Source organism: Staphylococcus sp. TCBT05 (assembly GCF_055179755.1).
In genome coordinates this window covers 1,057,839-1,084,157 of the sequence record NZ_JBUQDQ010000005.1, presented here as the reverse complement: position 1 = coordinate 1,084,157, position 26,319 = coordinate 1,057,839, and the positions used below count along the sequence as shown (strand labels likewise).

General features: G+C 32.9%; 23 protein-coding genes. 9 read left to right on the top strand and 14 right to left on the bottom strand.

What is annotated here, in order from left to right:
* Positions 1-120 precede the first annotated feature (120 nt).
* Both hutI and hutU read right to left on the bottom strand, forming a co-directional pair.
* Positions 121-1,353, bottom strand: coding sequence for an imidazolonepropionase (gene hutI / locus ACY191_RS04810; RefSeq protein WP_229366611.1), 1,233 nt, complete (start codon positions 1,351-1,353; stop codon positions 121-123).
* Positions 1,353-3,014, bottom strand: a complete 1,662-nt coding sequence (gene hutU, locus ACY191_RS04805) for a urocanate hydratase (protein WP_042739344.1) — start codon at positions 3,012-3,014, stop codon at positions 1,353-1,355. The genes hutI and hutU overlap by 1 nt, the downstream gene beginning before the upstream one ends.
* 218 nt (positions 3,015-3,232) lie before the next feature.
* Here hutU and ACY191_RS04800 point away from each other — a divergent pair, with 218 nt between their 5' ends.
* Positions 3,233-4,108: a LysR family transcriptional regulator gene (locus ACY191_RS04800; RefSeq protein WP_042739343.1), complete on the top strand. Its 876-nt coding sequence runs from the start codon at positions 3,233-3,235 to the stop codon at positions 4,106-4,108.
* Here the strand turns inward: ACY191_RS04800 and hutG are convergent.
* A complete protein-coding gene (gene hutG, locus ACY191_RS04795; protein ID WP_107642005.1) occupies positions 4,098-5,027 on the bottom strand; it encodes a formimidoylglutamase in 930 nt (309 codons plus the stop codon). The genes ACY191_RS04800 and hutG overlap by 11 nt on opposite strands.
* A 255-nt stretch (positions 5,028-5,282) precedes the next feature.
* Between hutG and sdpC the strand changes: the two genes are divergently transcribed.
* Positions 5,283-6,719 (top strand): peptidoglycan release complex CPBP-like subunit SdpC, encoded by a 1,437-nt coding sequence (gene sdpC, locus ACY191_RS04790; protein WP_042739341.1) that lies wholly within the window; start codon positions 5,283-5,285, stop codon positions 6,717-6,719.
* A gap of 513 nt (positions 6,720-7,232) precedes the next feature.
* On the opposite strand, the gene ACY191_RS04785 is transcribed toward sdpC, so the two are convergent.
* A complete protein-coding gene (locus ACY191_RS04785) occupies positions 7,233-7,919 on the bottom strand; it encodes a ribose 5-phosphate isomerase A (RefSeq protein WP_042739340.1) in 687 nt (228 codons plus the stop codon).
* A gap of 163 nt (positions 7,920-8,082) precedes the next feature.
* Between ACY191_RS04785 and ACY191_RS04780 the strand changes: the two genes are divergently transcribed.
* Positions 8,083-8,751: an MOSC domain-containing protein gene (locus ACY191_RS04780; protein ID WP_042739339.1), complete on the top strand. Its 669-nt coding sequence runs from the start codon at positions 8,083-8,085 to the stop codon at positions 8,749-8,751.
* An 88-nt stretch (positions 8,752-8,839) separates the two neighbouring features.
* Here ACY191_RS04780 and ACY191_RS04775 read toward each other — a convergent pair whose 3' ends face one another.
* The 3 genes from ACY191_RS04775 to ACY191_RS04765 all read right to left on the bottom strand — a co-directional run bounded on the left by ACY191_RS04775 (position 8,840) and on the right by ACY191_RS04765 (position 12,599).
* Positions 8,840-9,862: an aldose epimerase family protein gene (locus tag ACY191_RS04775; RefSeq protein WP_042739338.1), complete on the bottom strand. Its 1,023-nt coding sequence runs from the start codon at positions 9,860-9,862 to the stop codon at positions 8,840-8,842.
* A 609-nt stretch (positions 9,863-10,471) separates the two neighbouring features.
* Positions 10,472-11,710, bottom strand: a complete 1,239-nt coding sequence (locus tag ACY191_RS04770; RefSeq protein ID WP_229366610.1) for an ABC transporter permease — start codon at positions 11,708-11,710, stop codon at positions 10,472-10,474.
* A complete protein-coding gene (locus ACY191_RS04765) occupies positions 11,703-12,599 on the bottom strand; it encodes an ABC transporter ATP-binding protein (RefSeq protein WP_229366609.1) in 897 nt (298 codons plus the stop codon). Before ACY191_RS04765 ends, ACY191_RS04770 begins: the two co-directional genes overlap by 8 nt.
* Before the next feature lie 225 nt (positions 12,600-12,824).
* On the opposite strand from ACY191_RS04765, the gene ACY191_RS04760 reads away from it, so the two are divergent.
* The gene (locus ACY191_RS04760; protein ID WP_229366608.1) at positions 12,825-14,438 is read left to right on the top strand and encodes a ribulokinase; all 1,614 of its coding nucleotides are present in this window, start codon (positions 12,825-12,827) and stop codon (positions 14,436-14,438) included.
* A gap of 289 nt (positions 14,439-14,727) precedes the next feature.
* Here the strand turns inward: ACY191_RS04760 and ACY191_RS04755 are convergent, their stop codons facing one another.
* Positions 14,728-15,387: a DUF805 domain-containing protein gene (locus tag ACY191_RS04755; protein WP_229366607.1), complete on the bottom strand. Its 660-nt coding sequence runs from the start codon at positions 15,385-15,387 to the stop codon at positions 14,728-14,730.
* Between the two features lie 199 nt (positions 15,388-15,586).
* On the opposite strand from ACY191_RS04755, the gene ACY191_RS04750 reads away from it, so the two are divergent.
* Positions 15,587-16,198 (top strand): DNA-3-methyladenine glycosylase, encoded by a 612-nt coding sequence (locus tag ACY191_RS04750; RefSeq protein ID WP_042739333.1) that lies wholly within the window; start codon positions 15,587-15,589, stop codon positions 16,196-16,198.
* 163 nt (positions 16,199-16,361) lie between these two features.
* Here the strand turns inward: ACY191_RS04750 and fni are convergent, their stop codons facing one another.
* Together fni and corA are read right to left on the bottom strand one after the other, a co-directional pair.
* Positions 16,362-17,405 (bottom strand): type 2 isopentenyl-diphosphate Delta-isomerase, encoded by a 1,044-nt coding sequence (fni, locus tag ACY191_RS04745; RefSeq protein ID WP_042739332.1) that lies wholly within the window; start codon positions 17,403-17,405, stop codon positions 16,362-16,364.
* Positions 17,406-17,482: 77 nt separating this feature from the next.
* A complete protein-coding gene (gene corA, locus ACY191_RS04740) occupies positions 17,483-18,427 on the bottom strand; it encodes a magnesium/cobalt transporter CorA (RefSeq protein ID WP_229366606.1) in 945 nt (314 codons plus the stop codon).
* Between the two features lie 125 nt (positions 18,428-18,552).
* Between corA and ACY191_RS04735 the strand changes: the two genes are divergently transcribed.
* Positions 18,553-19,020, top strand: coding sequence for a thioesterase family protein (locus ACY191_RS04735; protein WP_042739330.1), 468 nt, complete (start codon positions 18,553-18,555; stop codon positions 19,018-19,020).
* Between the two features lie 12 nt (positions 19,021-19,032).
* Complete coding sequence (locus tag ACY191_RS04730; protein ID WP_042739329.1) at positions 19,033-19,446, top strand: hypothetical protein; 414 nt, start codon at positions 19,033-19,035, stop codon at positions 19,444-19,446.
* Between the two features lie 194 nt (positions 19,447-19,640).
* Here the strand turns inward: ACY191_RS04730 and ACY191_RS04725 are convergent, their stop codons facing one another.
* A complete protein-coding gene (locus ACY191_RS04725) occupies positions 19,641-20,540 on the bottom strand; it encodes an alpha/beta hydrolase fold domain-containing protein (protein ID WP_042739328.1) in 900 nt (299 codons plus the stop codon).
* Between the two features lie 276 nt (positions 20,541-20,816).
* Here ACY191_RS04725 and ACY191_RS04720 point away from each other — a divergent pair, with 276 nt between their 5' ends.
* Complete coding sequence (locus ACY191_RS04720) at positions 20,817-21,452, top strand: membrane protein (protein WP_042739327.1); 636 nt, start codon at positions 20,817-20,819, stop codon at positions 21,450-21,452.
* 119 nt (positions 21,453-21,571) lie between these two features.
* Here ACY191_RS04720 and ACY191_RS04715 read toward each other — a convergent pair whose 3' ends face one another.
* Entirely contained in the window at positions 21,572-23,464 is a 1,893-nt protein-coding gene (locus ACY191_RS04715; RefSeq protein ID WP_042739326.1) for a DHA2 family efflux MFS transporter permease subunit, read from the bottom strand.
* A 13-nt stretch (positions 23,465-23,477) separates the two neighbouring features.
* The gene (locus ACY191_RS04710; RefSeq protein WP_042739325.1) at positions 23,478-24,125 is read right to left on the bottom strand and encodes an HlyD family secretion protein; all 648 of its coding nucleotides are present in this window, start codon (positions 24,123-24,125) and stop codon (positions 23,478-23,480) included.
* A 130-nt stretch (positions 24,126-24,255) separates the two neighbouring features.
* On the opposite strand from ACY191_RS04710, the gene ACY191_RS04705 reads away from it, so the two are divergent.
* Positions 24,256-24,804: a TetR/AcrR family transcriptional regulator gene (locus ACY191_RS04705; protein WP_042739324.1), complete on the top strand. Its 549-nt coding sequence runs from the start codon at positions 24,256-24,258 to the stop codon at positions 24,802-24,804.
* A 189-nt stretch (positions 24,805-24,993) separates the two neighbouring features.
* Here the strand turns inward: ACY191_RS04705 and ACY191_RS04700 are convergent, their stop codons facing one another.
* Complete coding sequence (locus tag ACY191_RS04700; RefSeq protein ID WP_042739323.1) at positions 24,994-26,205, bottom strand: multidrug effflux MFS transporter; 1,212 nt, start codon at positions 26,203-26,205, stop codon at positions 24,994-24,996.
* Positions 26,206-26,319 lie beyond the last annotated feature (114 nt).

The following is a 26,319-nucleotide window of genomic DNA, read 5'->3' as shown; positions in this document are numbered from 1 at the left end:
TCGTCCCATTAATTCACATATTTATTTCATTATAAAATTCATGATTCAAAGATGCTTTCAAGTTTGACAACCTAACAAACTGAAACATTGTGAAATGAATATCTGAGCTGCCTTAACGTATTATAATTCAAAAGAATTATCTACAATGACCTTGCCATCTTTAATAACTTTTTGAGCATGGTTTACGCCATAATGATACGGAATATATTCATGGTTTGGTGCATCCCAAACAACAATATTTGCTTTATCACCTTTATTAATTGTACCAGCATCAACATCAATTGCTTTTGCTGCGTTTACCGTAACAGCATTCCAAATTTCATTTGGTGATAATTTTAATTTTAATGCTGCGATAGACATAACTAACTGTAAGTTATTCGTTACACAACTACCAGGATTAAAATCAGTAGCAATTGCAATTGCTCCATTATTATCAATCATACCGCGCGCATCTGCATATTGTTCTTTATCTAAATAGAAAGTAGTTCCTGGTAATAATACCGCTACTGTATCACTATCTCTTAATTTAGCTTTGCCTTCTTCACTAGATGCCACAAGGTGATCTGCAGAAATCGCACCTTCATCAATTGCTAATTCTAAACCACCTAATGGATCTATTTCATCGGCATGAATCTTCACAGCAAAGCCTTGCTCTTTAGCTGCTTGCATATATTTTTTAGATTCTTCTACGGTAAATACGCCTGTTTCACAGAATATATCTGCGAAGTCTGCATAACTTTTAACTTCCGGTAATAAGTCAATCATTTCTTGTAAGAATGCTTGATTTGATTCAGCATCTTTAGGTACCGCATGTGGTCCAAGGAATGTGTGTTTCACATCTAAGTTATATTTCTCAGCAAGTCGATTTGAAACTTTTAATTGCTTTAATTCATTTTCCTTATCTAAACCGTAACCACTTTTACTTTCGACAGCTAACACACCATGTTGAATCATTGTTAATAGATTTTTCTCAGCTTTTTCAAATAATTCATCTTCTGTGGCATTGCGTGTAGCTTCAACTGTTGATAAGATTCCGCCACCTTGCTCTAAAATTTCTAAATAAGAAACACCTTGTCGTTTTAATGACATCTCGTGTTCTCTCGAACCGCCGTGAACTAAATGCGTATGTGCTTCTACTAATGCTGGTGATACTACTTTACCAGTGGCATCTATTGTTTCATTAGCTTCATATTCATCTGTATGTGAACCAGAATAAACGACCTTCCCATCATTGATAACGACTGTACCATTTTCAATGATTTCTAATTCATTTAATTCTGCTCCTTTTAAAGGTCTATCCGTAGATTTCGGTAAAATTAACTGTTTTATGTTTTGGATAATTAAATCGTTCATTATTTCGCTCCTTTACCATTAATCATTGGAATTTTGATGCCTTTTTCATTTGCAACATCAATTGCTGATTGATAACCTGCATCAGCATGTCTCACTACTCCCATACCCGGATCTGTAGTTAATACACGTCCTAATCGTTTATCAGCTCGTTCTGAACCATCTGCTACAACTACCATACCAGCATGTAAAGAGTAACCCATACCTACACCACCGCCATGGTGGAATGAAATCCAAGAACCACCAGCTGCTGTATTGATTAAGGCATTTAATACTGCCCAGTCACCTACAGCATCTGAACCATCTTGCATCCCTTCTGTTTCACGGTTTGGACTCGCAACTGAACCAGAATCTAAATGGTCACGACCAATAACGATTGGTGCTGAAATTTCACCTTCACGAACAAGTCTATTTAATGCTAAGCCCATCTTCGCTCTTTCTTCATATCCTAACCAAGCAATTCTTGATGGTAAACCTTGGAACGCAATTTTTTCCTCTGCCAAATCTAACCATCTAATTAACTTTTCGTTATCTGGGAATAATTTTCTCATTTCTTCATCTGCACGTTCAATGTCTTTTGGATCACCACTTAATGCCGCAAAACGGAAAGGTCCTTTACCTTCACAGAATAGCGGTCTAATATATGCTGGTACGAATCCAGGGAAATCAAATGCATTTTCCAAGCCATTATTATATGCAACTTGGCGAATATTATTACCATAATCAAACGCAACTGCACCTTTTTGTTGGAAAGCTAACATTAATGATACGTGCTCTTTCATTGAAGCTTCAGATTTTTCTACATATTCTTTAGGATCTTTTTCTCTTAATGCCTTTGCCTCTTCTAAAGAGTAACCTTGTGGTACATATCCATTTAAAGGATCATGTGCACTTGTTTGGTCAGTAATGATATCAATTTTAAAGCCTTTATCTAAAATTGCTTTATGCGTATCAACTGCATTACCCACTAGGCCAATTGAAAGTGGTTTACCTGCATCGCGTGCTTCAGCTGCTAATTCTAAAGCTTCATCTAAGCTATGTGTTTTTACGTCGCAATAACGTGTTTCAATACGTTTATCAATTCGCGTTTCATCTACATCTACGCCAATTACGACTCCACCATTCATCGTAACAGCAAGTGGTTGCGCACCACCCATACCGCCTAATCCAGCCGTTAATGTAACTGTGCCAGACAATTTACCATCAAAATGTTGATTAGCTAATTCACCAAATGTCTCATATGTTCCTTGAACAATACCTTGTGAACCAATGTAAATCCAGCTACCTGCTGTCATTTGCCCATACATCATCAAGCCTTTTTTATCTAATTCATTAAAGTGATCCCAATTAGCCCATTCTGGAACTAATACTGAATTTGATAATAATACGCGAGGTGCTTCTTCATGTGTTTTAAATACAGCAACAGGTTTACCTGATTGAACTAACATAGTCTCATCAGCTTCTAAATCACGTAAAGTATTTTCAATAGCTTCAAATGCTTCCCAGTTTCTAGCAGCTTTACCAATACCACCATAAACAACTAAATCTTCTGGTCGCTCAGCTACTTCAGGATCTAAGTTGTTATACAACATTCGTAATACAGCTTCTTGTTCCCATCCTTTACACTCTATATCTAAACCTTTTTTAGCTTCGATTTTTCGCATAGTTCACTACTCCTTTGTTTTATTATAATTTTTCATTAATATATGCAATATTGCACAATTACCCCTAAAATCAAATCATATTTCATCGTTGCATTTTTAATTATCATACTTGTTATATAATTTAGTATATTATGATAATATATAGACTACAAATATAAATAAACTACCTATTTATAGTTTTAAGTTATAAATGGTAGTTATTACTTTGGAGGATAAGTATGAAAATAATACAGTTAGAATATTTTGTTGCTGTCGTTAAATATAATAGTTTTACTAAAGCAGCTAATTTTTTACATATTAGCCAACCTTCACTGACTGCGACCATAAAAAAGATGGAAGCAGATTTAGGCTACGACTTATTCATTCGTACAACCAAGGAAATAAAAATCACTGAAAAAGGCATTCAATTTTACAACTATGCACAAGGTTTAATTCACCATTATCATCAAACAATTGAAAAAATGTATGATTTAAATACGAGTCATGCACCTAAAATAAAGCTATCTATTCTAGAGTCTTCAAACCAATGGATTTCACAAGTCATTTCCATTCATAGAAAGCAATTTACTGATCAAACTTATTTGGTTTCTGAGGTACACGATCAATCAAAAACAATTGATCAATTATTAAATTTTGAAAATCATATTGGACTAACAAATGAAATTATCAATCACGAAGCGATAAAATCAATTCCTTTATATAAAGAATCTTATGTTCTCATTACACCTAAAAATGCCTTTCCAGATATAAAGGCCATTGAAATAGAAGATTTACCGTTGATATTACCAACTAAAGGATCTCAAGTGCGCAAACATTTAGATGATTACTTTAATCGTATGAATATTAGACCTAATGTCATCATGGAAGTTGATCGCTTTGAAGCGGCAGCAAATTTTGTACACAAAGGACTCGGATACGCAGTTATACCTCAAGTATATTTCCAATCCTTTAACACACGAGATTTAGACGTCATTCATATTAAACCCAACCTAGGACGCACGATATACATCAATTATTTACAAAAAAGAAAGCACTCGGAACGAGTACTTTCTCTTATAAACCAATGTATAAATTACTGGGACATTACACAATAAAGTGGTGTAAAAAGTTTGCTGATAATTTTGCAGTTCTATTATCAATATCATATTTCGGATTCGTTTCTGCAATACTAATCGTCGATACTTTATCATTAGAAACAATGCGCTTTGAGAGTTCTAAGACAATATGTGGAAACAATCCGAGTACACCATTAGCGCTCACTCCTGGTGCAAATGCACTATCAATGACATCCATACAAATCGTAAACATTATAACATCATGATCATGGACAAACCTCTCAATTTTATCTTTGATTGGAGGAGAAATTTGATGTAAAAGTTCTTCAGAATATACATAACTGATGTCCTTTTCTTCTGCGTAATCAAATAACCCTTGTGTATTTCCACCTTGTTGAATACCTAACACTAAATAATCAGCATTATCGTCTTGTTCAAGAATTTGTCTAAAACTTGTACCAGAAGTTGAACCCGATTCTTTACGTGTATCAAAATGTGCATCAATATTAATGACACCAATTGATTCATCAGGGTATGCTTGTCGCGTGCCTAGATATTGTGCATAAGCTATATCATGCCCACCACCTAATAAAAATGTCTGTTGGTGTCGTTGAATAGAATTCGCTACATAATGTGCAAATTCTTGTTGCGTTTCTTCAAGTTTTTCATGATTATGCTCGACATTTCCGTAGTCAAATATCGGTGTTGTATTTTGAACTGGTAGATTGGCAAATGCTTGCTTTATAGCATTTGGCCCCTCTTTGGCACCAATTCTCCCCTTATTCAGCTCGACACCTTTGTCCACTGCATAGCCTAGTATACCTATGCCCTGACGTGAACCACTAGGAGCTTCGTTAATATCTCCAAAATGGATTGTTTGAAAATGCCTAAATTGAGCAGAATCTTGTTCACTGTCAATTCTACCTTTCCATAATTCACGTTGTGCTAACTTATACATAGTTCTCCTCCTTTTGAATCGCTATGAACAATTAAAGTATACGCTTACATTAATCACAATTCAATTTATAATTATAATTTACCCACTTCTTAATTATTTAAATTTTAAAGTCTAACATTATTTAAAAATGCATTTTCTAATCATTCCGAGTATTACATTTCAATGATATTTACTTGAATTTAATTTATTTCTTTAGGATAAATATGTATAATTAACTACAAATGAATTAATTGAAACCCTACTGGAGGTTACATAATGAATACAAAACGTATACCTGGTTTTCAATGGGCAATGAGCATTTTTATATTTTACGTCATTGCCTTTGCATTACCGATTATACTTAAAGATTTTCAAAGTAAAATTCCATTCAAAACTTTTGTCTTTGAAATGAGTGTGCTCGCACCTTTTATTGCAGCAATCATCTGTATAGCAGTGTTTAAACATAAACGTGCACAACTAGGTGGCTTGAAGTTTTCACTAAGCCTTAAGGTAATTGAACGTTTGATATTAGCATTGATATTACCATTAGCTATCTTTATCATTGCCATGGTCAGTTTCAATGTCTTTGCCGATAGCTTTGTCTTATTACAATCAGAAGATTTGTCAGTGTCAATATTTTCTGTGATTATCGGTCAATTATTAATGGCGTTCTTTGTTGAATTTGGTTTCCGTTCTTATTTACAACATATAGTTGAAACTAAAATCAGTACATTTTTCGCATCTATTTTAGTTGGTATCATGTATGCAATATGGAATATTAATATCGCATTTTCATTTGAATATACACTTTATAATTTATTATATTCGTTTGCATTTTCAATGATTATTGGTGAATTAATCCGCTCTACAAAAGGACGCACAATCTATATTGCAACATTATTCCATGCAGCAATGTCATTTGGTTTAGTATTTTTATTCAATGAAGAATTAGGCTATGTATTTTCTATGAAGGTAATCGCCTTTTCTACAGCAGCTGTTGCAGTAGTTTATATCATCTTAAGTTACATTATTCGCATCTTCTTCTACTTCTTTACAAAACGTAATTTAGATGAAGTAGACGATAATAATTATCTCGATCATGTAAATGAACATTCAGATAATAACAACACTACTGACAATACGCAATCACTTGATAATACAGCTACAGTAGCGACTGCTAGTCATAGTCAACAATCACACAACAAAGATAGTGCCTTAACAAATGATACTCAAAATGGTACTCAACAAAATACCGAGCTAACTGACAAGCAAACAAATGATACTCAAACTGATCATATTAAATCTGATAATTCAGAGCAAAGCGCTACACACCAACAGGTTACTCACAACACTTTACCAGAGGATGAATCACAACAAACAGAACAACCTGAAATACAGTCAACTAAAGATGCTGATGAAATCGTTTATCCTGAAAGTACAACAGAGACGCAACAAAGTAAGACACAGAGTGCTGTTGAAACAACAACTGAGAGAGCAAATCATGATGATGAACAACATGATGGTGAACTAAAGCAAAGTGCGCGTTATAAATCAGATCGTAAATCATCTGCTGTAAGTGAAGCACAAGCTTCAATTGCCCAAGATGAACAATCGTCTGAAACATCATCTACTGATGATTCTACTGATGAAGAAAGCACTCATAACGAACGCTCTAGCTTCAATTTAAAAAGCAAACGTGGACATAGACGTTAAACATTAAGTTTCTCGTGTTTAAACCATATTACATTCAATATATAAGACACATCGTTAATATAGTAGTTTCTATTATATTATGCGTATGTGTCTTATTTTTTATCTTAGAAGTAAATACCAGAAGAACTATTGAACGTAGTGTAAGAAGTCAGCGTATGTGTTATATCATTTCTTCTTCATCATATTAGGTAAGCGAGCAATACGAATTAGAAAGATAAATAGAATATCTCCTTTCACCTAGTATACTGGCGTGTGTTTGGAAATTAAATTATATTAAAATCGTTGACTTGATAATTTACTGCTTATAATTTCACTGTATTATTTGCAAGACACCTGAGGGAGCAGGATGCGTGTCGAGACCAAGGCTCGACCCAGCCCCCTAGGTAAGCGAGCAATATAATTTATAATACATAATACAAATTACACAATTATCAAATAAAAAAAAGGCAGTCCTCAAATAATTGAAGCCTGCCTCTTATTTACTTAATGCAAATCATTACCATAAATTAGAAACTATTTATTTTTCACTTGAACACCTGAAGGGGTCCCCACAATAACTTGATCTGTTACATCCAAGAAATATCCAGTTTCCAATACACCAATTAAATGAATCAAATATTCATGCATTGCAAACGGTTCAATATCCTTATTCAATACTAAGTCTAATATGTAATTGCCATTATCTGTAATAAAAGGAACATCGTCAACCATACGTCTAATTGCCGTTACACCCTTACTACGCTCTATTTCCTTAGCTATTAACAACCAATTGAATTTATCCACCTCAACAGGAAGTTTGAAAGTTTCTCCTAAGTATGAAACTAGCTTAGAATCATCTACAAGGACAACAAATCTTTTTGCCATGGCATCAATAACCTTTTCTCTAAAGAGTGCACCACCGCCACCCTTTATAAGATTCAAATTAGGATCGACCTCGTCAGCCCCGTCAATTGCTAAATCAATATGTTCAACATCGTTAACATCTACCACATGCATCCCTAATTCCTTAGCAATAAATGCAGTCTTATTAGATGTACACACTCCCGTAATATTAATTTGTTCTCGCTCAAGCTTTTCTGCTATTTTTGGGACAAGTAACTCAATTGTTGAGCCTGAACCTATGCCTAGTATCATACCGTCTTTAATCTGGTCTAATGCATCATTAAATGTACTTATTTTCAGCTGTTTCTTATCCATAATGCTTCCCCTCTACTCACAGTACTTTTATTTTTATTGTACATGAGTTTATTAAAAATACCTAGTTAAAAAATAAAATTCAAGATATATAAACCTTTACTTTTCATTATAATGCGATTGCTTTAAAATTATAGTAATTAATCATATATTCGGGGGAGTGGCACAAATGATATATGCCTTAAATGCGATTGCTACTGGTAAAGTTCAAGACTTACCATATAGTAAGAAAAGACCAATGCGTTCAGCACTAGATAAAGTTAAATTCAAAGGGGAAATGTATTTAACTAAAACTGGGTTTGTCGAAGATGAACAAGAGTATAAAGATCACGGCGGTCCAGATAAAGCTGTTTGTCTTTATAGCAAGAAAAATTACAGACTTTGGGCAGATGACCTCTCAGAATTACCTAACTATGCAATGTTCGGAGAAAATCTAACCGCTATAGATTTAGATGAGCAAGATGTTTATTTCGGAAATCAATATCAGCTAGGTGAAGCCATACTTGAAGTTTCCGAAATACGAGAACCTTGTTGGAAAATACAAGAAAAGTATCAAATTAAAGATTTAGCTAAAAGAATGTCACAATCTTGTAAGACTGGATTTTACTTTCGTGTGATTCAAGAAGGCTTTGTACATGAAACATCCAATTTAAAACTTATTAAAACAGCAGAGCCAGAAACTGCCCTATCAGTTCATGAATTAAATGATATTTATTACAACGATAAATTTAACATCACACGTTTAAAATACGCAATTAACAATCCATACTTAACTGAAAAGCGGAAAGCAAAACTTGAAAAGTTCCTATCAAGAGCAGAAGCAAAAGCAACAAAATAATAACAATAATATTAAAAACCACCAATACCTGAGCAATAAGCTTATGGATTGGTGGTTTTATGCTTTAAAAATATTTAATTATTGTAATCTATTGTTCTTTTCCTTTTTCAAAAATCTTATAAGATGTTTTAGAATAATAAGGTTGTCCCGCTTCTATAATTGATGGCGCTTCTTCGCCTAATAAATTTATATCGTTTGGTATACATTGTGTTTCAAGTGTGAATCCAGAATGTGCTTTATAAATATTAAAGTCACTTTCCCAACTTGTTGTATCATTGAAAGTAAATATAACTACATTAGGCATATCTGTCTGAACTTTCAATAGAAAATGTTTATTCTCGACAGTCATTTCATTATTTCCAATGTCAAATGGATGATCGATGCCACCGTAGCGAGACATTTGTTCTTGAATCACACCATCTTCACTATTAAAGATATCTTTAAATTGAATACTTTCAGAGCCAAATTTATGTATCAAATCTACTGGTTCTAAACTTGCAACAATATTTTCTTCATCTAATAGATACATATCTAACTTAGAACTACTAATACAATGATTATCAATCACATTATTATCTCTATTTAAATTAAAATATACATGGTTCATTGGATTAAACAATGTTTTTTCTGTAGCTGTTGCTTTGTACTCAATCGTCCATTTATGGTCAATGTCATAAGTATGTATGATTTCTAAATCAATATCTCCAGGAAAATGATCGTTTTCCGATTTTATTGTTGTAGTAAAGACAATCTTAATTTGCCCTACTTGCTCTATTACTTCATAATCGAAAAATTGTGTATCTAATCCCTTTGGACCACCATGTATATTATGGTTATTGTTATTTTTGTCTAAGTGATAAGTCTTACCATCCAATTCAAAGGTTGCATCGGCAATTCTTCCACCATATCGGCCAATAGTTGCACCGAAGTTGAATGGATTTTCCTGATAAAATTCATCAGCTTCGACAACATTGCCTAACACGATATTATTATCATCAAATTTCCATGAGACAATGCGTGCACCATAATTTGTAAATACAATTTTAGTTTCTTCATTATCTATTTTGATTAAATCAATTCCATTACTTTGGCTTTCTACTTTTGCAAACATCATCAATTACTCCCTTTCAAACCAAAGATACTATTAACTACTTTGGCTTTATCATGAATAAAAACATCAATTACAAATGTAGCCTTCAACGACACTCATACTATGGGGTATAGTGTGTACGTAGGCAATTAACTGTTTCACTAAAACAAGTTTCGACAAATTCCACTTAAAATTCCACTTAATTGTTGTACTTCAATTGAAATAATATTACATAATAGTCCCATGAATACTTTAATGCACATCACTCAGATTCACATTCCCTTTCGAATCGCTAATACTAAGTTATTTATACTTTCAACTACAATTGAGTGATTGTTTGGTACTCTCCTTATATTGATTACTTAAATACATTGTAACAATTTGTTCATATATTTATCTATACTAATCGTAAATTCTAACAAACTATAACAAAAAATGTTATAGTTTTTTCTAATTTTATAATTTTTATGAAATCATCTCTATATAAATTCCAATTTCATAGTTATTTAATAAGTTTTACATATAACTGATTATCTACTTTTAGTCTTTCTATAACCTTAATCGCATACAAAAGGCTATCTCAATATTTATAATTTGTAAGATAGCCTTATACTTCCTAGCTATTCTAGTTTATCTCTTATTAGCAATTCGTTTAAATGCCTGTATAAAACCTTTATCAAAGCTTAAAATAGTGTCTTTATAACTACGTACTGCAATCCATAATAAAATGATAATCGTCACTACAGATAAAATAATACTCACAATGATTTCCCACAAGGCAACTTCAGGTGTCGCTGCCCTCACAAACATCACAAAAGGAGAAATCAATGGAATAAAGCTAGCTATTTTAACTAATAAAGTATCTGGATTCATAACACTAAATAGTGCAATATAAAACCCTATCATACTCAGTAATGTCATTGGCATTAACGCTTGGTTTATATCTTCGATTCTTGCCGTAATTGAACCCAGAATTGCTGCTAATATAATATATGACAATATACCTAATAATAACAAAATGATACCTACTGTAATTAGTTGTGCCGTTAAATCATTTGGTTCAATTTTAAAGCCTTTTAACATTTTTCTTATATCAAATACGAAGAAACTAATTAAAACAACTATGAAGAATATCGCAATTTGTGTTAATGCTACTGCGATTACTCCAAAAATCTTCGCTAAAATATGCGTTACAGGAGACACACTGGTAATTATCATTTCAATAACACGTGATGTCTTTTCTGTAGCAATTTCCATAGCAACTTGCCCTGCGTAATTAATAACGATAAAGAACATCAACATTACACCAGCATATACGATAATCATGTTGAATCCTTTTTGAGCCTCAGTTAAATCAGATTGTGCATTGGTATTATCAACAACTTCGGAAGTCACCTTACTTTGAGCTTGTAGTTGCTTTAATTCATTTGCTGACAAATTAAGATTTGCTGCTGTTAATTGTGTTTGTATTGTAGATAACACGGCTGACAGTTGTTTTTTATCATCTGTAGACACACTGTCTTTACTCATAATCTTACCTTTAATTTTTTGATCATCTGAAATTGTGATGACATAAGCTTTGTCTAACTTATCTTTTTTTATTTCAGATTTTGCAGTTTGTTCAGTAACCTTTACATACTGTGCATCATCATCTAGTTGTTTACTTTGCTGATCAATAAGTTTATAAATTTGCTTGTTATCTGTAACAATTCCTACTTTATCGCTACCATGATCAAACAAATCAATAATTTTATTTATATTTGCTGCTGCAAGAATCAATACGATAACTATTATTGTAAAAATTTGAAATGATTTCGTTGTTACTTTATTTTTATAAGTTAATTTAAATGTTGACCAAAATTTATCCATTTAAATCACCTACTTTATCAATAAATATCTCATTCAATGATGGCTCTACAACTTGAAAACGTCGTACGTATCCGTGTTGAATAACTTGCTGATAAATCACTTCAGCAGTAGCTTCATCATTGATCGTTAACTCAATATTTCGCTTCGTCCTATTACAATCTAGTACACCGTTAATATTCTGTAAATCATCTAATGCTTTATCAGTTTCAATAATCACCTTTTTATTACCATGATTTGATTTTACTTGGTCTATTGGTCCTGAAACCACTAATTCTCCTTTATTTAAAATGCAAACATCATCACATAATTCCTCAACATGTTCCATTCGATGTGAGCTATAAATAATTGTCGTACCATCTTTATTTAAGTCATTAACAGCAGATTTTAACAATTCCACATTCACTGGATCCAAACCACTAAACGGTTCATCTAATATTAATAATTCTGGTCTGTGTAACATACTTGCTAATAATTGAATTTTTTGTTGATTACCTTTTGATAATGATTCAATTTTCTTTTCCCTATTTTGTTCAATATCGAATCTATCGAGCCAATAATCAATTTCTTTATTAATCGCTTTATTTTTCATGCCTTTTAAACTCGCCAAATAACGTAATTCATCTTCGACCTTCATCTTTGGATGAAGTCCTCTTTCTTCAGGTAAATATCCAATTCGGTCATATAAATTTTTATCAATAATTTGATTATTATACAATATATGGCCCTCTGTAACTGGCGTCAATCCCAAAATCATTCGAAATGTTGTCGTCTTTCCTGCACCATTACGCCCTAGAAAGCCTAGCATCTTTCCTTCATCTAACGACAACGAAATATCATTTACTGCAACAAAGTCTTTATATTTCTTTGTTACATGGTTTATCGTTAACATGTATTCATCCCCTCTCCTCATTATGTATAACACGATCATACCACGACATTATTTAAAATACATATTAAATTAATAGTTGTATTATCTATAGAACCTACTATTGTATTAATCTGAATTATATAACCTGTCATCATACATTAGTTTGCTCTACTTTACATCAGTAATTGTAATCGCTATCATTAGCTTAAATAGTTTTCTAATTATAGCGTAGGAGGTAGTTCAATTATGACATACAGTATAGGCATCGACTATGGTACTTCATCTGGACGCGTATTTTTAGTGGATACTACAAATGGTAATATTGTTTCAAGCTATATTAAAACATACAGTCACGGTACAATTTCTGAAACACTAAATGGACAAGAGCTTCCTCATCATTATTTTTTACAGCATGCAGATGATTATGTCGACATTCTTAAACATGGCGTAAAACATGTACTAGAGGAAAGTCAAGTCAATCGAGATGAGGTCATTGGTATCGGCATTGATTTCACAAGCTGTACAATCGTTTTCTTGGATGATCAGTTTGAGCCTTTACATAACCATAACGATTTAAAAGATAATCCACATGCATATGTCAAACTATGGAAACATCATGGCGCGCAAGACGAAGCTACACTAATGAAGGAAGTAAGTGAACAACATGATCCATCTTGGATACAGTATTATGGGCATAATGTAAATAGCGAATGGATGATACCAAAGATATTAGAAGTAATAAAACACGCACCAGAAATACTAGAACGTGCAAGCTATATTATGGAAGCAGGAGATTACCTTGTTAGTTTGTTAACTGGTAACAATACAAGATCAAATTGTGGCATTGGATTTAAAGGATTTTATAATGAACAAGATGGCTTTAACTACAACTTTTTTAAAGCAGTTGATAGCGAGTTGCCAAAAATAATTAAAGAAAAATGTGAAGCACCTGTAATTAACATTGGCGAAAGTGCCGGTTGTCTCACATCAGCATTCCAACAACTATGGGACTTAGCAAGTAACGTCCAAGTTTCTCCCTTTATCATTGACGCACATTCAGGTGTACTTGGCGTGGGCGCTATTGAAGAAGGCGCATTCACTTCAGTTATAGGCACAAGCACATGTCATTTAGTATTAGATACTAAACAAGTACCCATACCTGCAATTACCGGTTCAGTAAAAGATGCTATTATTCCAGGTATGTACGCATATGAAGCTGGTCAACCTGCAGTAGGTGACTTATTTAACTACTCAGCAAATTTAGCACCAAAGGAAATTGTAGATGAAGCACAAGCCCAAGATATAAGCGTATTAGAACAACTTGAAATACTCGCATCAAAAATTGATATAACAAAACAACATGTTACAGTATTGGATTGGCATAATGGAAATCGTAGTATCTTAAGTGATAGCCACTTAACCGGTAGTGTAATCGGGCTTACATTAACTACTCCTTATGAAATGATTCATAGAGCTTATATTGAAGCAACAGCATTTGGTACGAAAATGATCATGCAACAATTTGAAAACAATCAAATCGACATTCATACTGTCTATGCAGCTGGTGGAATTCCTATGAAAAGTGAGTTATTAATTGATATATACGCTAATGTGTTAAATAAACCTATTGTTGTCATCGACGCTAGCAACGCTACTGCATTAGGTGCAGCAATGTTAGGCGCATTTGTCGGTGGTGCATATGATTCCTTAGAGAATACTGTCGTCGCAATGAAACAACCTATTTACTATAGCAAACAGCCTGATCCAGAAAAGGTAGAACAATACGAACGTTTATTTAAACGATATCAATCACTCCATGATTTATTAGGTAAATCCTATCCATCCTATAGTTATATTTAAGGTTTAGACATAAATGAAATTGAATGACTAAGTGACTCAAAAAATATGAGCTATTTTAAAGTTGTAAAGTTGCTAATTTCTGTGTGACTCGCACAATCCAAAAACAATTCGTTGTAGCAATTTCTCACGCAAAGTGTGCACCTCAGTTTTAATCTCTAATAAAAATCTGCTAACAAAACTTTATTTCAAGGACAAAGTTCTAACAAAAAAACTGTCGAAACGGTTAAATCCAGTTCGACAGTTAATATTTTATTAAAATTCACATTATTCTATTCATTTCAAGCTACGATTATTTATCTTCTCGCTCACTTAAATGTTTAAAACGCTGCTCAGAATTTGATGATTCAACTACAATGTCATCATCCGCAGGTGCGTTGTTGTTGTTTTTATTTTGCTTAGTTTGATAAAAACTACTATATTTATGGCTTTGTCCATATTTATTCGTTTTTCTTTCGCTATCTAAACAACAAATAACGAGATTATAAATACCCATACCTAGATATAATAAATAAATTAAAATCGCGATAATAATTGTAGACGCTTTTTCATAATAAGGATCAGTAAAATTAAATGCTATTATAATTGAATAAGTGACTATATATACACCTAAAAATATAAGTGGTATTAACATCGATCTACCAGTATCATGGAAACGACGTATGTATAATGCATAATTAGGAATTAACGTTGCTAAAGCATATACGAATAATATAATCCCCATAATAATCATTAAGATTAAACCGAAAGCACCCACGCCATCTGATTCCACAGAAAAACCAGAAACCATAATAACTAATCCAATAATGTATAATATAAATACGGGAACCATGAATATCAGATGCCATAACGCCATAAACCAATATTCACTGCGGCGCGCTCTACCTTTAAAATTTACATACTGTTTCCAAAACAGTTTAAGCGCTTGACCAAAACCAATTTTTCTCTCCATATGCTACTCCCTCCTATTAAAATATAATCTCCCTTAGGGCTTTGTTTAAGAGCAAATCTTTGATACATTTATACTTACTAAACAAGTACCCTTACAATATATAGTGTATCAAAATATTTTGTTTTTGATAACATAATTTTTTATATATACTAGTTTTAAAATTATTTTATAAGTAACAAACAATGGAGGTAAAGTTTTCATGGATTTTATACATAGGGACACCATTACAATCGCTCGTGATTTACTCGGCGTGCGCATTATTTTTCATGATGAACAACAAATATTAACGGGATATATTGTAGAAACTGAAGCTTATGTAGGCACAAAAGATCAAGCTGCCCATGGATATAAAGGTAAACGTACTCCAAAAGTTGAATCTTTGTATAAAAATGGTGGTACAATCTATGCACATGTCATGCATACGCATTTATTAATAAATTTTGTTACACAGCAAGAAGGTATTCCTGAAGGTGTATTAATTAGAGCTGTCGAACCTGAAGAAGGTATCGAAATCATGGCAAAACGTCGAGGCAAAACAGGTTTTGAAATAACGAACGGTCCTGGTAAATGGACAAAAGCTTTTAACATTCCACGATATTTGGATGGTTCTCGTTTGAATGAAGGACGTTTACTCATCGATACTAAAAATCGTAAATATCCTCAACGCATTGAAGAAAGTGCACGTATTGGTATTCCTAACAAAGGAGAATGGACAACTAAACCATTAAGATTTACCGTCAAAGGAAACCCATATGTTTCAAGAATGAAGAAATCCGAGATGGACAATCCAGATTTAACATGGCGTATGTAACATGGCGTATGTAACACAATATGATGCTTCGTACATATGATTATCTCCAAACATCGAACTTATCATTGAGAGACATATCATGAGCTGAAAGTAAATAACAAGCGCTTAGATGACTTTGACAAAAGACATTTAAGCGCTTGTTTAAATTATTATTGCAATTGATTTATTTAATATCTAAATTTCTTTGTTCAATCCAAGCATGTAGCCTTGGACCATAAACAATTTGTGCTTGCTTTAATTCGTCTATAGATTGGGCATTTAACATTGTCATTATTTTCTTCATATGGTCAGTGAATTGTTCTGCATAGTCTAGTGTGGCTGTTATCCCATTATTCTCAACTTGATTTAAAAATGGACGCGACATACCTACTGCTCGTGCACCAAGTGCTAAACATTTCACAGCATCTAATGGTGTTCTCACACCACCACTAGCAAAGAAGTTCATGTCTTGTTGGAACGCAGTAGATTCTAACAATGATTCTACGGTAGTTTGACCCCATTGCCCAAGGTAGTCCATATCTTTATATTCGCGACGTTCATTCTCAATATCAACAAAGTTTGTGCCGCCTCTGCCACTTACGTCAATATAACGTACGCCGATTTCATTTAACGCCTTTATCATCTCTTTACTCATGCCAAATCCAACTTCTTTTACAATAACAGGAACTTTAACACGTTGTATGATTTGTGCTAAATTCTCCATCCATGTAGAGAATACCCTGTTCCCTTCTGGCATAACTAATTCTTGCGGTGAATTCACATGTACTTGTAATGCTTGAGCATCTAGTAATTTCACAGCTTCTTCAGCTTTGTCTACAGGAACATCTGCACCAACATTACTAAATATCATACCTTCTGGATTGGCATCTCTAACTACACTAAATGAAGAACTCATCTTTGCATTTCTCAAAGCAGCATGAGTCGAACCTACTGCCATTGCCATTCCAGTTTCTCTAGCAATAATTGCCAATTTTTCATTTATATTTTTAGTCCATTCACTGCCACCTGTCATCGCATTGATGTAAATCGGTTGTTTCATTGTGAAATCCTGTAATTCACTTTGCAAGTTCACATCAGCGACATCAATATTTGGAATCGAATGATGGACAAACCTCATTTCATCAAAATCTGAAATTGAAGCATCTTGTTGTGCCATCGCTATTTCAACATGCTCATTTTTTCGTTGTTCTCTTTTTAAATCGCTCATTAATTTTACTCCTACTCTTAATCCTTATTGTCAGTTATCTATTCATCGGAAACACAGTTCCGTTATTGATTTCCCAGTTAAAACCATTTCTTCCTTTTAAAATATATAATACAAGCAATACTGATAAATAACATCAAGCATAGAACCATGTAGTAACCATAATGCCATTTTAATTCAGGCATATTCGTAAAGTTCATCCCATATATACCAGTTACTAAAGTTAAGGGTAAAAATATTACCGACACCAAGGTCAACACTTGCATCACACTGTTCATCTTGTAAGAAGTGTAGGATGAATAATTATCTCTAATTTCATTAGTCATCTCTTGCGCTATCTTCAATATGTTAACTTGTTTAATTAAATGATCATCTATATGTTGAATATACATATGATTTTTATTATCTACAAGTAAAATGTGGCTCTCCTTTAAATCATCGACAAGCTCTCTCATTGGATAAATAATACGCTTTATTTGAATGATTTGAGATCTAATCTTATAAACCTTATCCATGACTGTTTTATTTGTACTTTCATCAACTTGATGGTCTTCAAATGCATAAACCTTATCTTCTATTTCAGTTATTGGTTTAAAGTAACTATCGACCATCTTGTCTAAAATATGTAATACTAAATCCGATGTATCTAAATCTGGTTGAAAATGTTCAGTTATTAACTGTTCAACATCAGACAAAATAGCAAAGGGTTTATGATGATACGTAATGAGCATATTATCTTTAATGAATAAGTTAAGTGCTTTAATCGTATTATCATGTGTCACACTATGAAACACGATATATTGGTATGTGTCATAAGCTTTGTACTTCGCACGCGGTGTCCCATTAACTGTATCATCTATTTCTAGTTTATTAAAGTTAAAATAAGACTGTAGGATTTCATTGTCTGCCGCAGTAGGTTCAGTAAAATCACACCAAATTAATGTAGCATCTTTGGGTATCGTTTCAATTTGATCGACTTGTTGTAACCTTTGTTTAGCAGTTTGATATTTAATCGTCATACTCATATCGTCACACCTCAAAGTATTTTCTTTATTTTATCATGAAATACAATACGTGTAAGTTAATAATAAATTTAGTAAACTAAAAGTAATTATTTTGTAGTATTAAGAATCTTCAAGGAGTTTTTAGAATGAACATACCATTTACTTATAATGCTAAAGTAACTGAGGATATGATTGACCATAACGGGCACGTACATGATGCAAATTATAATATTGTATTTAGTGAAGCAATTAATCAATTTAACTATCAACATGGATTATCACTAGAGGAACGTGAGCAACTCAACTACACGTTGTTTACAGTTGAAGAACATACTTCATATTTGGCAGAATTAAAATATCCTAGTACGTTTACGATAACTATCTATCTTTATAATTTCGATGCTAAAAGACTACATTTCTTTTCAATTATGACAAACGCTGATGGGACAACTGTAGCAACAAATGAAGCAATGATGCTAGGAATCGATAGACAAACCAATCGTACAGCGCCTTTCCCAATGCAATTCACAACTCAAATAACAGATGTTTACAATCAACAACCCAACATGAAATGGCCAAAGCAATTAGGTCACCGCATCAACATTCCAAACTAAGGAGTTCAATATATGACACAATCTATGCATGAAAAAGTACAAATGCAACTTTATGATTTACTTGATACAACTAAATATGAATTGAGCGAACTGAATCAAAATAAAGCACTGGTCATCAATGGACCAGACAGTAAATTAATTCAACGCGGTTTCGATATTGCATACTACCAAGGACAAAAGAAAGCGCTCGACGCCATTGATACACTGCTCAATACTTATAGTGATACTGATACATTTTTAGCGCATTATGAAACTTATGCAACCAATTATTCAACTGAGTATCAAGATTTACTATCAAAGTTCGACAGACTTAGCGAACCTACTGATGACTTTGAACACTTTATTGCTCAATATTATCAACTTAAGGGTCAAATACATGTCATCCATACTATTAGAACAACGATTCATAATGATAAGGAAGTCTAATTTCATCAATTAATTTATAATAATTAAAAAGGCAGGCAGACATATATCATGTCATTGCCTGTCTTTTTGTTTGATTATTGATAATCTTTTTTAATCAGATTTTGAAATTACTTCGTTTTCATAAATTAGGATAATAAATTGTGTGATCTTGTTTTCATCTATAGTTAATCAGTAAGGTTTACTTATCACATATATTATTGATTTATTGTATTCACAATTTGCTTTACAACTTTATGTGACTCTCTAATTGGTAATAATGGGAAGGCATTAACCATTCGTTTATATTCATAAAAATGAATAGGTCGTTGGTTGTCTTCCAGTAAATGCGCCAATTTAGTCATATCAGGTAAATATATTTCTCTCGTGCCGCCAAACATATATATCGGTGGTAAGTGTTCAAGTGACCCATTCAATGGAGATACACGTTGGTTATCTAATGGCGTCTGCTCAGACCATTCACTTAAAATACGTTGCACACCTTGCTTGTTTACAATGACATCTTTACGCTCAAGTTCCTCAGTGATGTCCTCATTACTAAATGTCGCATCTAATAATGGAGAAAAGAGATATATTTTGTTAGGCAGCGGTTGACCTTCAGCTACTAGCTGTTGTACAAAACCTAATGCCAATGCCCCACCTGTACCATCACCCATCAAGACAATATCCTCATTGCTACATTCTGTTAACAATTGGTCATAAACTTGTTGTATGGCCTTATATGTGTCATCAATGTGATATTCCGGCGCTTTGGGGTAGATAGGTAATACCACTTCATTAAGCGTACTTAAAGCAAGCTTATCCATGAAACGCCAGTGAAATGCAGAAGGTTGCAACACATTATACCCACCGTGAATATAAAGTATTTTTTTCTGGTGACTATGACGAAATCTAAATCTAAATAGTTGCATATCCCCTAATTGCTGTTTATCTAAATCAGATTTTACATTCAATGTTTCTGGTTGCTTATGCTTCTTTTGATTTTGCTGTTCTCTATTTTTCAAAAAGCGCTCGAAATCCGTATCATTTTCAAAAATGATTGAGCGAAACGGTAATAAATATTTATTTATGAATTTCGTTGTTAATCTAGATTTCATGTTTAATCCATCCAATCTCAGTTTATTACGCAAACCCATGAAAAATTTCATATTATTTGGAATATCAAATAAATGTTATGGTAAAATTAATTCAATGACATTTAATTTCAGCCATCGCATAGTGTGAATAAGCAATTAATATTATATCTAAACGATTTTATATTTTAAGTATACTATCCCAAATTTTAAAACATATCAATTACTTCACATTATAACAAAACTATCATTAAAATCACAAAATAGTACCATTGCAACTATTTAGAAAGGAGTACACTCATGGCAGAAACCAACCGTCAATTCGAAGATTTTGAACATACATTAACAAGCGAACCTATGTACAGAGGCACACGTCGTAGCCGAAAGAAGAAATCGTGGATTAATATCGTGATTCAAGTTATCGTGCTAATATTAGTAGCAATTACAGGCTACAGTATGTTTAAAGAGCCCATATTAAATTTAACTTTCGTTAACGAGCCGATCACATTCCATCAAATAACGAACTTACAAAATACAATGAATCACATGGGTAACTTAAATATCAATATTGAAAATATCGATAATCTCCAATCACACATTGATAGCTTAATACTCGTATTTTATGTATTTTTTAGTGCATGTATTTTGAGCTTAATCTTAACGATCTTTACATTGATATTTAACCGTACTGCATTAAAAATGTTGAATTTATTTATTTTAGCAATCATGTTTGTCATCACATTTGGTTTCTCATTTTTAATTGAGAACATTGCCAAAAGTATTTCCGACTCAATGAGCCAACACTACATTAACCTTAGCCCAGAACAAATATTAACTGAGGCAGTTGCTATTCATAACGCATTCATCTTATTAACATGTAGTATCGCATTATTAATTATTAGCCTATTCTTCAGAAATAGACAAACTAAATTTTAATATAATAAAAAAAACAGGAAGTATTCATTATGAAAATGCAAAACTCAATGTTCACACTTAGCGCGTGAAAACATTTGAGAAATGCTATTCAAATAATGAGTCTTCCTGTTTTTTAATACTTATTCTTCATTTGACATATAATGAGATTTACCTTTTAAGAATAAACTCAAGACAAATGCTAACGCACTTAATCCTGTTGCGATTAAGAAGGCACTGTTAACACCATTAATAGAGGCTAATTTTTGAACAAATTCTAACACACTTTGTGTTGCCATTTGTTCTCCACCTAATGCTTGTGACATTTCTTGTAGTCTATCTTTAATAAATGGATTTGTTTTATCTAATGCTTGACTGTATGAAGCGATATGTTGTGTTGTCTGAGTAGACATTACCGTTACTAACAATGCTGTTCCAATTGAACCTGCTAATTGTCTTAACGTATTTGTTAACGCGTTACCATGTGCGATTAAACGCTGTGGTAATGAGTTCATACCTGCTGTCATAATTGGCATCATGATAAAACTCATACCAAATGAACGAACAATATAAATTAACATTAAATGACCATAAGTCGTATTCATGTTTAATTTTGTTAACTCCCATGTAGCATAGGTCATAATTGCTGTACCTACTAATGCTAACGGTTTAATACCAATTGTATCAAGTAATCTACCGGCGATAGGTCCCATAACACCCATAATTAATGCACCTGGTAGTAATAATAAACCTGATTGTACTGGCGTAAATCCTCTTAAGTTTTGTAAATATAATGGTAATAGGATCATACCACCAAATAAACTCATCGTAACAATCATATTGATTACTGTAGTAAGCGTGAAGCCTGAATATTTTAATACTGCCATATCAAGCATTGGCACACGCATAGTTACTTCTCGAATTACAAATGCTGCAATAAATACAACACCTGCGATTAATGAAATAACAACTACTGGTGAACTCCATGAATCATTACCTGCTTCACTGAAGCCGTATAACAATGCACCAAAACCAATCGTACTAAATATAATACCTGGTATATCGGCTTTTGGATTTGTAGTAACTTGGTACACTCTAAACCAAATATATGCGATTGCAAGTGATACCAAACCAATAATAAACATACCATAGAACATTACGTTCCAGTGATAGTTTTCAACGATATAACCTGATAATGTAGGACCAATTGCTGGTGCTAATATCATCGCTATACCTAACATACCCATTGCTGCCCCACGTCTTTCTGGTGGGAAGATTGTCATAAATACATTAGTACCAAGTGGCATTAAGACACCAGCACCAATTGCTTGTAAGACACGTCCGATCATCATCATTGTAAACGAACCTGATAGTCCACAAACTAGAGAACCTATTGTAAATAATGTCATAGAAACTAAGAATAATTTTCTATAAGAATATTTATTAAATAAAAACGCACTGATTGGTATTAAAATACCATTCACTAACATAAACCCTGTCATTAGCCACTGACCAGTATTCGCAGAAATATTAAAATCTGTATTGATTTTTGGTAATGCAACGTTTAACAGTGTTTGGTTTAAGATCGCAATAAACATACCAAATATCATTGCGATTAATACTTTACCTTGAGATGTCCCTTTACCGAACATAAATGAACTATGTTTTTGTTTTAACTGTTCATTTACTTGGGCTTCTTCTGAATTAGGGTTAATTTGCTCATGGTCTGAATCTGTTGTTGTTTGTCTGTTATCTTCAGTCGATGCTATAGATTGAGCTGGATTTGCTTCAACCTTATCTTGATCATCTTCTACATCTTGTTTATAAGATGATGCTACATTTGATTCTTTAGAATCATGGTCGTCATTCACTTTAAATTTAGATTGATAACTTTCATTTGAAGCATGCTTACTATGCTTAGTTTGTTCCAATTGTCGTTTTGACTTTCTTTTGCTGTTTTTTACAACAACTAAATTAATCAAAGCAACAAGAATGAGCGCTATGACTACGTAAATAATAATGAAGGCCATTGTCATTTATAGACCCCCCTTAGTTTTTATGAATTTTGACTTCAGCGTTCATTCCTGGAACAACATTTTTAGATGGTTTTGAATCAAGTGAAATTTTCACAGGTACTACTTGAGAAACTTTTGTATAGTTACCATCACTATTTGATGAAGGCATTAATGAGAAGCTAGAAGCTGTTGCTTTACCGACTTCTTCAACTTTACCTTTAAGTTTCGCATCTTCACCGTCAAGTTTTACATCAACATCTTTACCTTCTTCAACATCTGCAATATCTTTTTCATCAACATTGGCAGTAATGTAAGAATCATCTAAATTATAAGCATATGCTATTGGAGAACCTGCTTGAACCATAGAACCTTCCATAGCATCCGTTTTTACGATTGTACCGTTTTGAGGCATTTTAATAGACATTGTTTGAGCTTGTCCATCATCACCTTTAACTGCGATTTTAGCGACTTTGTCACCTTTATCTACTTTTTCGTCGTTTTTCACGTCGAAAGATTTAATTTCACCAGAAGCTGGGGCAGAAACTTTAATTTGTTCGCCATCAACTTTGGCATTATCTGTACTTACATAACTTGTAGCTTGATTATAAAAATGGAAACCTACTACTCCTAAAATTACAAGAACTACAATGGTAATGACATTGATTAATACCATTTTCTTCATTACTCTTTCCTCCTATTTGCTTTTAAAATTCACTTTATATATTATAGAGACATGAAAATCAAAAAAACACCAACAGTTATTTTAAATGTGTTGGGTAGGTCATTTTTTGTTCTTTTTAGAGGGAGGAAACATGAAACGAAACGCAAAATATAAAATAATAAAAAATATGATTATCCTCTTAGAAGAGCAACCATTTGAAAATATAACCATCAAGATGATTTGTGCATATAGTGGCATTAATCGAACAACCTTTTATGATTATTTCCAAGATAAATATGATTTAATGTCAACCATTCAAACATATCATTTAGACAAATACACTAAATTATTAAACGCATTCTACGATAGCTTTAAAGATGTTGAAATTGACCACTATAAATTATATAAATTCTTCAAAGTTATTTTAACTTACATTCAGAGACACTATGGTTTCTTTCATGCCATATTAGTCACTCATCCTAATCGAGATTTATTTTCAGATTATGTCCACGAAACAAAGGAAACCTATACAAAGTTACTGGATAATTACACAAATGTTTTAAATAAAAAGCAATTTGTTATCTATGCAGTAGGTGGACAAATCGGACTTATTTATTATTGGATTAGAGAGGATTGTAAAGAATCACCCGACGAACTTGCACAAATCCTGTTGGCTAATGCCATTAAACTAAGGCGATAATCATAAACAAACATCGTGTGACTAAAGAGGTTGTATAAATTACAGCAACTCAAATTTAAACTCATAAGATGTGATAATATGCTTCTATATAATTAGTTTATATAGGAGCGTATTGAATGGTTTATAAGTACAAAACAACACAAAAGAACCGAGTACTGTATCTGAATACAATGCTCGGTTTCTTAATTATTATTGCGGTTGCTTTGCTTTAAATACAAAATAATTCAAAATTTGTAAAATAATCAATAATATACCAGATATGATAATTATACTGACATATGGAATGAAGTTTGCTTCTCCAAATAAACCTACTAATGGCGTGACAATACCACCTAATAATGATTGCACTAAACCTAATAGACTAGAAGCACTACCATTACCGCCTGTACGTTCCTCCATTGCAATTGAAAATCCTAAAGTAGCCACACCGGTAACAGGTGCAACAAGAATAATAAATCCTATAAATAATAACCAGATACTCAAATGCATTGATAGTGTAATGGATACCCATGCCACACCTATCAGTTGTACTATAGTCAATATTCTCAGTAGTACTAAACGTTCAATATAATCTACTAATTTTCCTGTAGCCTGGCTAGAAATAATTAAACTAATTCCAACACAAGCAAACATAATACTAAATTGTTGGGCTGATAATCCATAAATCTTTTGTGTTAGGAATGGCGAAGCTGATATGTAACTAAATAGCATAATAAAGGTCACGCCTTGAATCAACATAGGTAAGACGAAACGCGGAGTAACAAGTAAGTCTTTAAAGTTCTTAAAAATACTTAATAAATGCGGGCTGTCTCTACGGTCTATTGGTAATGATTCAGTTACTTTAAATACAGTGCCCGCCAACATAGATATACCAAATAGTGTAAGGATGACAAACACCATTCTCCAAGAGGCAAATGATAGGATCACCCCACCTAATGCAGGGGCAATGACTGGTGCGACACCGTTAACTAGCATGAGTAATGCTAAGAATTTAGTAAGTTGTTTTCCACTATACAAGTCACTAGAGATTGCTCGTGAAATGACTGCCGCTGCTCCTCCACAAAATCCTTGAACAAATCGTAAACTGACCATTATCCAAATATTATCAATAAAGATAATACCAATACTGGCTAATGTAAAAAGTAGCATTGCTATCATTAATGGTAGTTTTCTACCAATAGCATCGGAAATCGGTCCAACAAATAAATTCCCTAAAGCTAAACCTATCATAAAGAATGAAAGTGTCAGCTGTGCATTTGAAGTTGTCGTATTAAAGTCTGACTGAATTTGAGGCAAACCTGGTAAGAACATATCAATAGATAATGCACCAATGGCTGTTAAAGCACCAAGTATGATAATAAACAATAAAGATTGCTTTTGAGTTTCTTGTGTTTTATCCATTTAAACGCTCCTATAAATAAATTTAGGCTGCCAATGTTTCTACAGCCTATTTGAAGTATATTATTTTGTCGTACTGTTGTAGTTCAAATTTCCGTTCAACAGTTAATTGCTATT

What these genes read in the sequence shown, in the direction of transcription:
- ACY191_RS04755 (WP_229366607.1), bottom strand. Translation starts at nt 15,387, where the DNA reads ATGGAGAGAAAAATTGGTTTTGGTCAAGCGCTTAAACTGTTTTGGAAA.
- ACY191_RS04760 (WP_229366608.1), top strand. Translation starts at nt 12,825, where the DNA reads ATGACATACAGTATAGGCATCGACTATGGTACTTCATCTGGACGCGTA.
- ACY191_RS04780 (WP_042739339.1), top strand. Translation starts at nt 8,083, where the DNA reads ATGATATATGCCTTAAATGCGATTGCTACTGGTAAAGTTCAAGACTTA.
- ACY191_RS04725 (WP_042739328.1), bottom strand. Translation starts at nt 20,540, where the DNA reads ATGAAATCTAGATTAACAACGAAATTCATAAATAAATATTTATTACCG.
- ACY191_RS04770 (WP_229366610.1), bottom strand. Translation starts at nt 11,710, where the DNA reads ATGGATAAATTTTGGTCAACATTTAAATTAACTTATAAAAATAAAGTA.
- ACY191_RS04710 (WP_042739325.1), bottom strand. Translation starts at nt 24,125, where the DNA reads ATGAAGAAAATGGTATTAATCAATGTCATTACCATTGTAGTTCTTGTA.
- ACY191_RS04700 (WP_042739323.1), bottom strand. Translation starts at nt 26,205, where the DNA reads ATGGATAAAACACAAGAAACTCAAAAGCAATCTTTATTGTTTATTATC.
- hutU (WP_042739344.1), bottom strand. Translation starts at nt 3,014, where the DNA reads ATGCGAAAAATCGAAGCTAAAAAAGGTTTAGATATAGAGTGTAAAGGA.
- hutI (WP_229366611.1), bottom strand. Translation starts at nt 1,353, where the DNA reads ATGAACGATTTAATTATCCAAAACATAAAACAGTTAATTTTACCGAAA.
- sdpC (WP_042739341.1), top strand. Translation starts at nt 5,283, where the DNA reads ATGAATACAAAACGTATACCTGGTTTTCAATGGGCAATGAGCATTTTT.
- ACY191_RS04735 (WP_042739330.1), top strand. Translation starts at nt 18,553, where the DNA reads ATGAACATACCATTTACTTATAATGCTAAAGTAACTGAGGATATGATT.
- ACY191_RS04715 (WP_042739326.1), bottom strand. Translation starts at nt 23,464, where the DNA reads ATGACAATGGCCTTCATTATTATTTACGTAGTCATAGCGCTCATTCTT.
- hutG (WP_107642005.1), bottom strand. Translation starts at nt 5,027, where the DNA reads ATGTATAAGTTAGCACAACGTGAATTATGGAAAGGTAGAATTGACAGT.
- ACY191_RS04730 (WP_042739329.1), top strand. Translation starts at nt 19,033, where the DNA reads ATGACACAATCTATGCATGAAAAAGTACAAATGCAACTTTATGATTTA.
- ACY191_RS04720 (WP_042739327.1), top strand. Translation starts at nt 20,817, where the DNA reads ATGGCAGAAACCAACCGTCAATTCGAAGATTTTGAACATACATTAACA.
- fni (WP_042739332.1), bottom strand. Translation starts at nt 17,405, where the DNA reads ATGAGCGATTTAAAAAGAGAACAACGAAAAAATGAGCATGTTGAAATA.
- ACY191_RS04775 (WP_042739338.1), bottom strand. Translation starts at nt 9,862, where the DNA reads ATGTTTGCAAAAGTAGAAAGCCAAAGTAATGGAATTGATTTAATCAAA.
- ACY191_RS04765 (WP_229366609.1), bottom strand. Translation starts at nt 12,599, where the DNA reads ATGTTAACGATAAACCATGTAACAAAGAAATATAAAGACTTTGTTGCA.
- ACY191_RS04750 (WP_042739333.1), top strand. Translation starts at nt 15,587, where the DNA reads ATGGATTTTATACATAGGGACACCATTACAATCGCTCGTGATTTACTC.
- corA (WP_229366606.1), bottom strand. Translation starts at nt 18,427, where the DNA reads ATGAGTATGACGATTAAATATCAAACTGCTAAACAAAGGTTACAACAA.
- ACY191_RS04800 (WP_042739343.1), top strand. Translation starts at nt 3,233, where the DNA reads ATGAAAATAATACAGTTAGAATATTTTGTTGCTGTCGTTAAATATAAT.
- ACY191_RS04705 (WP_042739324.1), top strand. Translation starts at nt 24,256, where the DNA reads ATGAAACGAAACGCAAAATATAAAATAATAAAAAATATGATTATCCTC.